The 12,722-nt window shown below is 43.8% G+C and carries 12 protein-coding genes; 3 read left to right on the top strand and 9 right to left on the bottom strand.

The window, feature by feature from the left end:
• Nucleotide 1 precedes the first annotated feature (1 nt).
• The 3 genes from hemH to ACTWP7_RS19000 form a co-directional block, all read right to left on the bottom strand.
• On the bottom strand, nt 2-937 hold the full coding sequence (gene hemH, locus ACTWP7_RS19010) for a ferrochelatase (RefSeq protein ID WP_443124531.1): 936 nt from the start codon (nt 935-937) through the stop codon (nt 2-4).
• A 12-nt stretch (nt 938-949) separates the two neighbouring features.
• The gene (gene hemE, locus ACTWP7_RS19005; RefSeq protein ID WP_014642484.1) at nt 950-1,987 is read right to left on the bottom strand and encodes a uroporphyrinogen decarboxylase; all 1,038 of its coding nucleotides are present in this window, start codon (nt 1,985-1,987) and stop codon (nt 950-952) included.
• Nucleotides 1,988-2,098: 111 nt separating this feature from the next.
• On the bottom strand, nt 2,099-4,273 hold the full coding sequence (locus tag ACTWP7_RS19000; protein WP_443124530.1) for a transglycosylase domain-containing protein: 2,175 nt from the start codon (nt 4,271-4,273) through the stop codon (nt 2,099-2,101).
• A gap of 97 nt (nt 4,274-4,370) precedes the next feature.
• On the opposite strand from ACTWP7_RS19000, the gene ACTWP7_RS18995 reads away from it, so the two are divergent.
• Nucleotides 4,371-4,874 carry an antibiotic biosynthesis monooxygenase family protein gene (locus tag ACTWP7_RS18995; RefSeq protein ID WP_443124529.1) on the top strand — a complete coding sequence of 168 codons (504 nt, stop codon included), beginning with the start codon at nt 4,371-4,373 and terminating at the stop codon, nt 4,872-4,874.
• Nucleotides 4,875-4,908: 34 nt separating this feature from the next.
• Here ACTWP7_RS18995 and ACTWP7_RS18990 read toward each other — a convergent pair whose 3' ends face one another.
• From ACTWP7_RS18990 to liaF, 5 genes are all read right to left on the bottom strand, one after another.
• Nucleotides 4,909-5,406, bottom strand: coding sequence for a thioredoxin family protein (locus ACTWP7_RS18990; protein ID WP_443124528.1), 498 nt, complete (start codon nt 5,404-5,406; stop codon nt 4,909-4,911).
• A 13-nt stretch (nt 5,407-5,419) separates the two neighbouring features.
• A complete protein-coding gene (locus ACTWP7_RS18985) occupies nt 5,420-5,827 on the bottom strand; it encodes a disulfide oxidoreductase (RefSeq protein ID WP_443124527.1) in 408 nt (135 codons plus the stop codon).
• Nucleotides 5,828-6,663: 836 nt separating this feature from the next.
• The gene (locus tag ACTWP7_RS18980; RefSeq protein ID WP_443124526.1) at nt 6,664-7,296 is read right to left on the bottom strand and encodes a response regulator; all 633 of its coding nucleotides are present in this window, start codon (nt 7,294-7,296) and stop codon (nt 6,664-6,666) included.
• Nucleotides 7,293-8,357 (bottom strand): sensor histidine kinase, encoded by a 1,065-nt coding sequence (locus ACTWP7_RS18975; RefSeq protein WP_443124525.1) that lies wholly within the window; start codon nt 8,355-8,357, stop codon nt 7,293-7,295. The genes ACTWP7_RS18980 and ACTWP7_RS18975 overlap by 4 nt, the downstream gene beginning before the upstream one ends.
• 11 nt (nt 8,358-8,368) lie before the next feature.
• Nucleotides 8,369-9,193 carry a cell wall-active antibiotics response protein LiaF gene (gene liaF / locus ACTWP7_RS18970; protein ID WP_443124524.1) on the bottom strand — a complete coding sequence of 275 codons (825 nt, stop codon included), beginning with the start codon at nt 9,191-9,193 and terminating at the stop codon, nt 8,369-8,371.
• Between the two features lie 193 nt (nt 9,194-9,386).
• Between liaF and ACTWP7_RS18965 the strand changes: the two genes are divergently transcribed.
• Both ACTWP7_RS18965 and ACTWP7_RS18960 read left to right on the top strand, forming a co-directional pair.
• Nucleotides 9,387-9,824, top strand: coding sequence for a ferritin-like domain-containing protein (locus ACTWP7_RS18965; RefSeq protein ID WP_014642474.1), 438 nt, complete (start codon nt 9,387-9,389; stop codon nt 9,822-9,824).
• A 691-nt stretch (nt 9,825-10,515) separates the two neighbouring features.
• Nucleotides 10,516-11,700, top strand: coding sequence for an amidohydrolase (locus ACTWP7_RS18960; RefSeq protein WP_443124523.1), 1,185 nt, complete (start codon nt 10,516-10,518; stop codon nt 11,698-11,700).
• Here the strand turns inward: ACTWP7_RS18960 and ACTWP7_RS18955 are convergent.
• Nucleotides 11,697-12,404, bottom strand: coding sequence for an EcsC family protein (locus ACTWP7_RS18955; protein ID WP_443124522.1), 708 nt, complete (start codon nt 12,402-12,404; stop codon nt 11,697-11,699). The two genes, ACTWP7_RS18960 and ACTWP7_RS18955, sit on opposite strands and share 4 nt — an antisense overlap.
• Nucleotides 12,405-12,722 lie beyond the last annotated feature (318 nt).

Genomic DNA, 12,722 nt, shown 5'->3' with positions numbered 1-12,722 from the left:
TTTATCGCTGCTCTTCTGCTTTTTCAAGTACGACACCAGCAAGCGTATGAATAAACTTATCGTTAGTGTTAGGCATTTCTGGACGGTAGTAATCCGCTCCTACCTCATCACAAACTACCTTACACTCGTAATCATTATCATAAAGAACTTCCAGGTGATCGGATACAAAGCCTACGGGAGCATAAATAAAGGACGTGTACCCTTTATCATGATACAGATCTCTGGTCAGATCCTGCACATCCGGTCCAATCCAAGGATCCGGTGTATTACCTTCACTTTGCCAGCCGATTTCGTACTGAGTAATTCCAGTCGCTTCACTAATCATCTCAGCGTTTTTTTTCAGTTGATCCGGATAAGGATCACCGCCTTCTAGAATTTTCATTGGAAGACTATGCGCCGATACGATCAGGCACGTATTTTTCTTCTCTTCTTCTGCAATTTTCGAATATTCTGCGAGGATTTTTTCTTTCCAGAAGTCGATGAAGCCTGGAGCATCATACCAGCTTTCCACGGAACGGATGGTGATGCCGTGCTTCTCAGCTTCCTCTTGAGCTCGTCCATTATAAGACTTCACACTAAAGGTGGAATAATGAGGAGCAAGTACAATGGACACAGCTTCTTCAATTCCGTCTTCTTTCATCTGTTGAACTGCATCTTCTACAAAAGGTTCAATGTGCTTTAGCCCGATGTATAGTTTGAATTCAATTTCATCCTGATTTTCATTCAAGTCATTTTGAAGAGCTTCCGCCTGGCTGTCTGTAATTCTTGCTAAAGGAGAAATGCCTCCAATGGCGTCATAACGGTCTCTAAGATCCTGAAGCATTTCATCCGTCGGCTTGCGTCCACGCCGGATGTGTGTGTAATAGCGCTCCAAATCTTCTTCTTTGTATGGCGTACCATAAGCCATTACTAGCAGTCCCATTTGTTTTTTACCCATGATCGTCACCTCTTACTTAGATTTTGAATACTCATGTACCAGATTGGTCAATCGCTTCAATGTTTCCGGTTTGATATCAGGTGTGACGCCGTGTCCGAGATTAAATATGTGAGCCGGATGCTCGCGCCCTTCATCTATAATACGCTTCGTCCGCTCTTCAATCACGTCCCAATCGGCCAGCAATAAAGATGGATCCAGATTTCCCTGTAATGGTTTCGTAATGCCATTACTTCTTGCTTCGGTAATGGACATTCTCCAATCAAGTCCCATCACATCTACTGGAAGGTCATTCCACTCAAGAGCCAGATGGCGGGCGCCTACACCGAATAAAATAAGCGGTACACCCTCGGAACGTAATTCGCTGAAGATTCTTTCCATAACTGGTTTAATATACGTTCGATAGTCCTCTACATTTAAAGCACCGACCCATGAATCAAAGATCTGAATAGCTTTTGCGCCTGCTTTCACTTGAGCACGGACATAGGTGATCACCATATCAGCCAGTTTGTCCATTAAAGCAAACCAAGTCATGGGTTCGCTGTACATTAAGGATTTGGTCTTATTATAGTTCTTGGAAGGACCACCTTCCACCATATAACTCGCCAGTGTAAACGGTGCCCCGCTGAAGCCAATTAAAGGAACCGTCAGCTGCTCTTGTGTGAGAAGTCTGATCGTATCCAGAACGTAAGGAACATCGGATTCAGGATCGATGGTTCCCAGATTTTCCACATCCGCTTTGGAGCGGATTGGATTGTGAATCACCGGCCCGATGCCTTTCTTAATCTCCACGTCCACGCCCAGTGCAGGAAGGGGGGACATAATATCTTTATAAAGAATGGCCGCATCGACTCCGTACTGTTCCACGGGAAGACGGGTCACATAAGCGCAAAGTTCCGGCTCGTGTGTAATTTCAAACAATGAATATTTCTCTTTTAATTTACGATATTCAGGCTGGGATCTGCCCGCCTGACGCATAAACCAAACCGGAGTATGCTCCGTCTTTTCTCCCTGAAAAGCTCTTAAGATCGTATCGTTTTCAATTTTATTCATAATCACCTAGCTCCTTTATCCACGTTCATCTTTCATCCGATTTCCACTATAACGATATATCCTTCTTCTGTATAGAAAAATGAACTAATTTTCACCAGATTGTGCGTTTTTTCACAGGTCCCAATTTAGGGTTACTTTATTGGACGGCTCTCCTTCTCTTCCAGTCAACGGATCAAAAGGAACGATGTAATACGTGGTCTGATCAAATATTCCAAAGGCATTGACTTTAAACTCGCCTTTTCCAGTCACTTCCCCTACTTTTACATCTTCTCCTTCTTCTTCTCTGTAAATACGGTAAACCAGTCGATCGTCATCCGCAGGCGTCCAGCTGATCGTTCCACGGAACCTGGCAAGCCCTGATAAACTTAAAGATCCTGATGCATCCTCGAGATTAGGCATTTCAATCGGTTCCGGCAAGTCTTCTACTCCCTCGGGACGATCAAAGCTTTCTTTTAAATTCTTTTCCTCGTCGATTTGCGATAATACTTCCTTCATAAGTCTGGTAGGATAGCTGCTTCCGCCTTCTAAGCGGTATTTCTCCCCGGCCTGGTCATAGCCCATCCACAACGTCCCGACGTACTCCGGTGTATATCCGGCAAACCATACATCCTTATTATCACCGTCCGGGTGCTGCTGGGTCCCTGTTTTCCCTGCCAGTGCTTTACGATAATCACCTGCACTTGCTGTGCCCTCGTTAACTGTGCTTTGCAGCATTTCAGTCATATACCAGGCTGTCTGTGGACTGAACACCTCAATTTCTTCTTCGCTTTGATGCTTATGAATGACTACACCGGATCGATCTTTGATTTGAGTGATCGTATAACTGTCTGTGACCTTTCCGTTTTGAGCAAAACTTCGATAACCTTCTGCCATTTGCAGAGGGGTATATCCTTCCGTAAGTCCGCCGAGAGCAATCGCCAGTCCCTCGTCTTTCGTCTCAAGTCCAAGCTTTTTTAAATAACCTTTTGCATAATCAATACCCATTTGATCCAGCAGCCACACGGCGGCAACGTTTTTGGACTGGCTCAACGCCTGATAAAGAGACACAGAGCCGTCGTATTCCCCGTCGTAATTTTCCGGCGTCCACCCATCCGCGAATTCCTGTTTTTCATCAGGAAGAACCGTGTAAGGGGTGTACTCTTCAGTCATAAGGGCTGGTCCATATACGGCAAGAGGCTTGATGGCAGACGCCGGCTGATGAGAGGTTAAGACACGGTTAATATCACCGTGTTTAAAATCTCTTCCGCCGACAACCGCGCGCAAGGCTCCAGTTTCATGATCCATCAACGTTAAAGCCCCTTGAACTTCTCCGTTCGTACCGGGAACAAATTCTCCGTTCTGCATATTTTCAGAAGCAATCCGCTGAGCCACAGGGTCCATTTCAACAATCAAACGGTAGCCTCCGCGTTTTAACTCATCTCTTGAAATGTCATATTTCTCTGCCGCTTCTGCAATTACTAAATCCACATAACTATTCGTCCACGTTTCGGTTTCTGAATCATCTTCTTCCGCTCCCAGAGTCGCCCCCTGGTACCTCTTCATATCGGCAGCCGATATACTTCCCGTATCGTGCATACGCGAAAGAACGAGGTTCCGACGTGCTTTCGCTTCTTCTGGATTATCAAAAGGAGAATAGGAATTCGGAGCTTTAGGCATACCGGCAAGCAGTGCACCTTCAGCTTCCGTTAGTTCTGAAGCTGGACTTTGAAAATAATGCTCGGCAGCGGCCTCAATTCCATAAACCCCTTCTCCAAAATAGATCCGGTTTAGATAGAGCTCCAAAATTTCATCTTTTGTAAAATTCCGCTCCAGATAAATAGCGGCCATAACTTCTTTCGTCTTCCTCATCCACGTCTTATCATTGGATAAAGATATATTTTTCGCCAGCTGTTGTGTAATGGTACTGGCTCCTTCGACCTTCGCCATAGCAATGATGTCTTTATAGACGGCCCGGACAATCGATTTAAAATCTATTCCGGAATGTTCGTAGAAGCGACTGTCTTCAATCGCTACAAACGCTTCCTGCACGTGCTCAGGTACATCGGATAGATCGATAATTTCCCTGTTTTTCGTGTAAATCTCTTCAATGACCTCTCCATCTTTTGTTTCGACAAACGTTTTTTCGTCTAATACCAGATCTTCTTCACTAACGACTAAACGTCCTCCAAACAGGATGGTTATATAACCTAACACACCGGCCATGACCAGGATAGCGAGGATTATGCCTGCCCATCGCACACGTCTTGCCGCACGCTGGATCGGTTTAAGATAATCATATTGTTTCACTTTCTATGCACCCTTTCTTGTGCAATCTCTTTCAAACTTGCGGGTTCACCATTTCAATTGCTAAACTGAAATTAATGTTGGAAAGGAGACATCCATTATGAAAGTTTCGATGACAAATGGCACTTTGAATTACTTAGCTAAATTAGACAAACAACACCCAGATGCTCACCTCTTATTTATGCAGGACCAGGATAAAACAGTGGCTTATTACGAAGGAGAGAATTCAATTTTTGAAGAAGGGCGCGAGTACGAAATTGTAGACTCCGTTGGCAGCCTTCAACCTAAGGGATACGTCGTTATGAATAATATTCCTGTAGCAGACGAAGGACGTCCTGTATTTGAGGACCGCTTCAAAAATCGTGCAGGGAATGTCGAGAATATGGAAGGCTTTCAAGCGATCCGAATTCTGAGACCTGTCAAAGGCAATACTTATGTGGTGCTGACTCAATGGCGTAATGCTCAGGACTTTGAAGATTGGAAGAACTCTCAATCCTTCGAACAAGCCCACAAAAATTCAGGACCAAAGCACGAGAAAAAACCTTCATTTATTGATGGAGAGGCCTACATTACCAAGTACCAAATGCTTCAGCTAGAGGAATAAACGAAAAGTGAGCGGACAGTGCCGCTCACTTTTTTTATTCTTCTGCCTGTCCGGACTCCTCATCTAAAACTTCTTGACGGAAAAAGTTATCAAAAGTGGTTACCGGCTGTTCGCCTGAAATCCGTGCCGCTTCTTCACCATTCTCAAAATGAACGATGGTCGGCGTTCCTTCAATGCCATATTTGTCCCATTGACCTTCAAACTCAAGCAGATTCATTTTCTTCATATCAACGCCAAGCTCCTGAGTCATCGGCACAACGACAGGTGTCGTACGCTGACAATGAACACAAGTGGGGCTGTAAAAATAAACGGTTGTTTCTTCGCCTGATTCAATTTGTTCTTCTAGTTCGTCAGGTTGAATTTGATTTTGATAATTCTCGTTATCCAACTGATCAATCGTTGCTTGATTGAGGTTCTCCTTACCGTAAGGATTGTCGGCTGTCTTCTGACTATTCTGGTAGTTCACTACAAAGATCAATACAGCGATCAATACAGCCAAGCCTGTACCAAAAATGACCATTTTTTTCTTCATATAAAATTCCCCTTTACTTCCTTACCATCAATAGATGTGTGATAAAAATAATAATAAATGCGGTTCCTGCCAGAAATGGAATGGTAATAAAGCCAAAAATATTAATGTACTGTACATTACAAGGAACCAGTCCACAAGCATCCCCTGCTCCTATCGCGGGAACTTTCTGCATTAAGTAATGATACAGAGAAACAATGGCCCCAATCCCGCTGAGAATGAGCCCCGGCAATGTCATAGCTGAATTTTTCTTAACCAGTCCGACCCCATATATAATCACAAGCGGATACATGAGGATACGCTGATACCAGCATAGCTCACAAGGTTCATAGCCAAGAACCTCTGAAAAGAATAAGCTTCCTGCTGTGGCGGTAAGCGCGGCCGCCCAAATGATAAACAATCGATTTTCATGATTCGCCTTCATTCGTCATTTTCCTTTCTACCTCTCTATTTTGATATTATACTAGGGATTGTTTCGAAAACAAAATAGTTTTGTCCCTATTCCTTACTTATCACAAAGTTGTCACAGAAACAAAAAAAACCACCCAAAGTGGCTTTTCAAGATGTTTCAGTTAGTACTCTGTCATAAATTATATCTTTTTTACTGGCGATTCATCTTTAAACTGTTGATTTTTCATAAGTGCTTTTATTGAACAATAGGGTCGGATTGTCAAGACTCGGTTTCGAGATAAATCGTGGGCCGTTATGATATGAGGAGAGGGCTGGTGGGGAAATAACTCGCTTTCCTATGGGGGAACGGTGAGCTTCCTCGCTCGTTTCACTCCCTGCGGGATCTCACCTAGTTCCTTCTCCATGGGAGTCTCATCATTTCCCCACCAACCCAGCTTTTTTAGGGGAAACGGACCCTTTGGATAAAGAGTATCCTTTCCTCCTTAACCTACCAGAAATGCTTATATAACATGATATTCGCCAGTTGATTATTTCTTCATAAGCGGGTGAAGGATGAAGCTGTTTCGAGTTTCTGATTCGGGCAGGTCCGGAGGGGGACGATGAAGACTCCTGTGGGATGAACATGATCGGTAAGATCCCGCAGGGCTGTTAAGCCCGAGGAAGCTTACCACAGAAGAGGTTCGACTAAGAACGCCACATCGTGTGGCAACGTCGAACGACCCTGCATCGTGCAGGGCCGGAAAGCGAAATCGTCCCCCGCAGGACCTAATTCTCACAAAAAGTTTCGAAACTGAGCCTTCCAGTATCGGGAGCTTAACTGGAAATACAGCTTGTTTAAAGAACTTGATCTTATTTATCTTTTTTCAACAGACCATTACGGTGGACATACACTGCAGCCTGAGTACGATCCTGTACTTCTAACTTGCTGAGCACATTGCTTACGTGCGTTTTTACCGTTTTAATTCCGATGAAAAGGTTGTCACTAATCTCCTGATTGGTCATCCCTTCTCCGATGCACATTAAAACTTCCCGCTCACGATTCGTCAATTCTTCATGAGGTTTCTTATCCTGACGGAAACGAGTCATCATCTTGGTAGCCACTTTCGGCTCAATCACGTTTTCACCGCGGTAAGCTTTCTTGATCGCCTCGGCAATTTCGTCAGCAGAAGAAGTTTTCAGCATATAGCTGAATGCTCCAGCTTCTAATGCCGGGAACACTTTTTCATCATCATAAAAGCTCGTCAGAATAATAATTCTGCATGTCTCTGACTTCATTATTTCTTCCGTAGCTTCAATCCCCGTCCCATTCTCCATAATTAAATCCATTAATACCACATCAGGTTTTAACTCTTTTACAAGCGCTGCTCCTGTATGACCGTCCGAAGCTTCTCCGACAATCTCAAGCTCCTCTTCCGTATTTAGATAAGCGATGACTCCCTTACGAACCACTTCATGATCGTCAATAACTACGACACGTATCACTCTTCTGCCTCCTTAATAGATAGCTGTTTAGGAACTCGAAGGTCAATGTGAGTCCCTTCTCCTACGCGGGAACGGATCGTGAACTCGCCACCCACCTCTTCACAGCGTTCTCTCATCGTTTTTAATCCATAAGATGCTTTATTATCCTGTTTGTCTTCTGCATGAAATCCCGAGCCGTCATCAGCAATATGTAAAAAAACTTCGCGGCTGGAGCTCGTCATTTCCACCTTGACTTCCTTAGCATTTGCATGCCGGAGAATGTTCGATAGTGCTTCCTGGACCACTCTGAAAAGATGTTCTTCCGTCGTTTTGGACAAATCTGTAACGTCTTCCAATTGAACCTTGAAATCAAGAGAACATTTTTGCTTCAGTTCTTCAATGAGCGAAGCAATCCCCTGCCCCAGGGGTTCACCTGATAAGTGAACCGGCCGCAAATGTAGAAGCAGCGCTCTCATTTCTGTTTGAGCCTGCAAGGCCATTTGAGTAATTTCCTTCAGCTGTTTTTTGGCTTGTTCGGGTTTCTTTTCAATTACACGATCAGCCGCCTGAGCCATCATAGTTAAAGCAAACAGCTGCTGACTGACCGCATCGTGAAGATCCCTTGCCAGCCGCTGCCGCTCTTCAATGGTCGCTGCCTTGTGTGCAGTACGCGCCAGTTCACCTTTTTCATCCGCAAGTTTCAGAAGAGATTCCCGCTGCTGGTGTAGCTTCTCCCCAAGCGTGTTCAGCTCGTCAGCGATTCCTGAAATTTCATCATCCTCATTAAAATATAATCGTGATGACAGTTCGCCGCGGGCAAGCCTGGTAATCATCGTAGAAATATAGTCCATACGTTGTTTCATATCCCCGCTTGACTTGAAGCCGGCATAGACCGCCATTACAAATCCTACTAAGAGATAAGAAACGATAAAAAACAAGATCGCACCGGGATGAAGCCAGTCGGGATTAAACCACACATGAACAGAAAGAAGAAGAGCAAGCATAATAAATATATTCAAGATAAGCCCGTACAAATGCGAACGAATATACATATATCGGATACTGTTCAACTGCTTAAACATACTGCGCCCCCCTACACACGCTCGACCTTAATTGAGCCTACATTGAAATCAATCCATAAAGATAATCTCCTGTCAGCCAATTGGTAATCTTCCGTTTCATAAACAATTTCTCTTCGCAAACCATCGGCTGTCTGGCCGGCCACTTTTATATCCCCGGTCTTAATCCTCGCTTCGACACGAAATGGAACGTTATTCGGAATAATCATTTTCACATCACCAATCCACCCTCTTACAATGATCGGAGTATCCCCATCAGGAATGAACGCTCTGGTGAAATCAAACTTGTAATCCCCTATGCCATTCCATAAATCCATTGGCTCGACCTTCCAGTTCTCATCATTATAGGAATGATCTCCAATAAGCATCTTAGTTGATTTTCTCTTTTTGCTTGAAGAAGGTTGATGGTAGGAAGCAGCTCCATTTGTATCAAATTGAAATTTTTTCGTTTTTTGTCCGCCAAGAAATATACTGAAACCGATATATATAAATAACAACGGCCACAAACGCAGGACATCCGCAAACTGAAATGAGATCACTTCAAAACGATCCATAATGAGAAGGACTCCAAACACTGTAAGAAAGGATCCTAACGTCCAGGAGCCTCCTTGTTTCATGAGAGAATCACCCCACAATTTCAACCCAATTCCGGCTAACAGAACTGGATAAATCGTAGACCATGAAAACTCTATTTCCAAGGAAATAATTCCGAGGTTGGCCAGTAGAAGGATGGCTCCAATCACAACCAATCCTGTCGCTAATAAAATATTTGCTGCTCTTTTTTTCAATTGAATCACCCTTTTTTCATCCTGCGATGAGTTATTCTCTATTTCTTCCATAAATCCCTTTTTAATAAAAGAAACGTTCTCTATATCCTTACTTTAGCCTTCTTTCTACCACTTAGAAACAAGCGGAAGGTGGGTTTATTCTCCGTCTTAAGTCTGAGTTAGAAAATATTGAGATGGGGTTTAAACAGCAACTCTCAGGGAATATCTAAACTGTGCAACTTTTTTATAGAAAGGATGTTGTCATATGGATGAAAAAATGAAGGTATTAATCGACGGACTAAATGAAGACTTGGCCAACGAATATGCCGCTTCAATCATGTACACGTATAACGCAGCGGTGGTTTCGGGTCTATATCGTTCTGTACTAAAACCATTCTTCGAAAGCGAAGTGGCTGACGAACAAGCACATGCTCTTTACTTATCCGAGAAAATCAGCATACTTGGCGGCACGCCTACTACAACTCCAGCAGAGGTGAAGCAGCATACAGAAGTGAAACCGATGCTTGAAGAAGCAAGAGAAGCTGAACGTCAAACCATCAAGCGTTATGAAGAGCGTAAAGTTCAGGCAGAAGAACTTGGCCTGACTGAACTTGCAGTTAAACTCGACGACTTAATCTCTGATGAAACAGGTCACTATGAAGAAATCGGTCGTATGCTACAGGACTCTCGATTAGCTGAATAGACGAATTCAAAACCGCTGCTTAAGCAGCGGTTTTTTTGTACCTGATGAGCGTTATCTATTCAAAAAAGAGACTACACAATAGGGCAGGTTAGCTGAAGACTCGATTTCGAGATGTTTTTGGTCCGTTGCCATAAAAGAAGGAGAGTTGGTGGGGAAATAACGGACCCTTCCAGAAGAGAGTATGCTCTCCTTCTTAACTGGTCTTAAATGCTTCTATGACAGGCTATCTTTACATCTTTATAGCATGAATGCAGGCTCATATTCCCATGCTTTTTTGGTCATCAAGAAGATATCTTAAGTGGTTTCAAGGTTCTCATTCGGCCAGGGCCGGAGGGGGACGATGTAGACTCCTAGATTAAAAGCGGAAGCACTTTGGTAATCGGCGTATGAACTGGAGGTACAAGGAAGTTCGACTAAGATCGCCACGTCGTGTGGAAACGTCGAACGACCCTGCGTCGTGCAGGGGCGGAAAGCGAAATCGTCCCCCGCAGGACCTTCCGCTCTCAACAAATGTCTCGAAATCAAGTCTTCAAGTAATGGGATCTTTTCTTGAAAAACACTAGAGATTTAGCGGAGTCTTTTTGTAAAGAATAGACCTCTCATTTTTTAGACTAATCTAATTTGTTTGAGAATTAGGGTTACTTATATTACACTTTATGCAATCTATAGAAACCATAGGAGGAAGTTACGAATGTGGAATGACGTCTTTCAAGCAATTGATGAACAATATGAACAAATGGTTCAAACACGCAGACACCTGCACCAGCACCCCGAAGTTTCTTTCTATGAAGAAGAAACTTCCCAGTACATTGCAGATACATATAAACGTTTAGGGGTTCCCTACGAAAAAAAAGTAGGCGGTAATGGAGTGCTTGCTACACTTGAAGGCGGAAAACCTGGAAAGACAGTAGCCTTAAGAGCGGATTTTGACGCTCTTCCGATACAGGAAGAAAACGATCATCTTGAATTCAAATCCCAAAACGACGGCGCTATGCATGCATGCGGTCACGACGGCCATACTGCAGCTCTGCTGGGGCTCGCCGAAGCACTTGTCCCTTTTCAAGACGACCTGCCGGGCACAGTGATCTTTCTGCATCAGCACGCCGAAGAGTATGCACCCGGGGGAGCGAAGCCAATTGTGGATTCCGGAAAACTCGATCATATCGACGCTGTATTCGGTACTCATTTATGGGTCAACACGCCCACTAATACCATTGAAACAGCAAAAGGACCCTTCATGGCCGGAGCCGACCGTTTTGAAATTGTAATTCAAGGTAAGGGCGGGCATGGCGCTCAGCCGCACCAGACAAAAGATGCAATTGTCATTGCCTCTCAGCTCGTCACTTCTTTACAGCAGGTAGTCAGCCGAAGAGTGGATCCACTTAAAACAGCTGTCTTATCTGTAGGGACATTTGAAGCAGGCCATACCTTTAACATTATTGCCGATTCGGCTAAGTTGACTGGTACAGTCAGAACGTTTGATCCTGAAGTACAGCAGCTGATCATGGAAGAAATGGAAAAAATCATAAAAGGTACGTGTACAGGCTATGAAGCCGACTATTCCTTTAATTATGAAAAAGGTTATCCGCCAGTAGTCAACCACGAAGCAGAGGCCGAACTTGTCCTTCAGCGTTCTCACGAAGCAGACAGCAGTCTCCGCACGCAAGAGGTGGAGCCAGTGATGGCCGGTGAAGACTTCGCTTATTATCTGCTGGAAAAGCCCGGGGCTTTCTACTTTACCGGAGCTCAAATTCCCGATCATTATTATCCGCACCATCATCCAAAGTTTGATTTTGATGAAAAAGCGATGAACCATGCCGCAAAAACTTTATTGCAGGCTTATCGAAGTTACCAGGAAAAGCATCAAAATTCTTAATTATTTAGCAAACGGAGACGGCTGGCATTCTTAGTCGTCTCCCCTAAATGCTGAAGCAGCCTTCCATTTGCGATATAACCCACAGCAGCTCCGATACCCGGAAAGAGCTGTAGCAATTTCACGAAATCCAATGTATCCCGGTATTCAATCTGAAGCGTTTTCCAATCAATTTGTTTACGGCTTTGTGGAATATTTTCCCAGTCCAATACCACATCTTTCATAGACCTCCGGGCATCGTCACTGGAAAAAGCCAGCATAAATATATGCAGTAAATATACCCTTTCTTCATATGAATCTACATTAAACCCATAAAGCTGTCCTGCATCAAACAAGAACTTCATCTTGATACTAAGGAACAACGGAAAATCTGCCAAACCGAGCCAAAATCCGCCGAAACCCGTTCCTGCTCCCTCAAAAGCTGCCGTCTGTTTATACTGCTTTAAAATTTCCTCTAACCTTTGTTCTCTTTCCTCCAGGGTCCATTCAGGATTTACTTCCAATGGACGAACATACTCAGAAGTTGTAAGTGCTGTTTCAATCATCCTTCGAATACTTTCTGTCACCACGTTATGAACTTTGTCCGGAATCTTGTTATTAACAGCCGCCTGGACTCTTTTCGATTGCCTCTGCATTAAAGATGATCTTTTTTCTAAAGAACGTCTCCAGCGTAAAGCTTCCTTAAGCGCTTTTTCTTCATAGCTCACAAGTAACACCCCTCTTTATTCGAATATCTTCATCATACAATGAAACACACTAGAAAGCCTCTAAAGCAAAACATCCACAATTTTAAAAAGCATAATATTACTCCCCCTTCTCTCTACCTCTTATTTAACAATAGGGCCGGATAGTTGAAGACTCAGTTTCGAGATATCTTTATGAGAAGAAAGGTCCTGCGGGGGGATGATTCGCTTTCCGCGGGCATGTGCTGAGCCTCCTGATATGAACGAAACTGTCAACCCCTCACACTTTTGACCATCTTTAAGAAGAGAAGCATTAACGCTTCTTTTTTAAGGTCTTCATTC

The organism is Halobacillus sp. B29 (assembly GCF_052246755.1).
Classification (GTDB): Bacteria; Bacillota; Bacilli; order Bacillales; family Halobacillaceae; genus Halobacillus; species Halobacillus halophilus.
The sequence above is the reverse complement of the archived record's forward strand: the minus strand, read 5'-3'. Positions and strand labels throughout refer to the sequence as shown.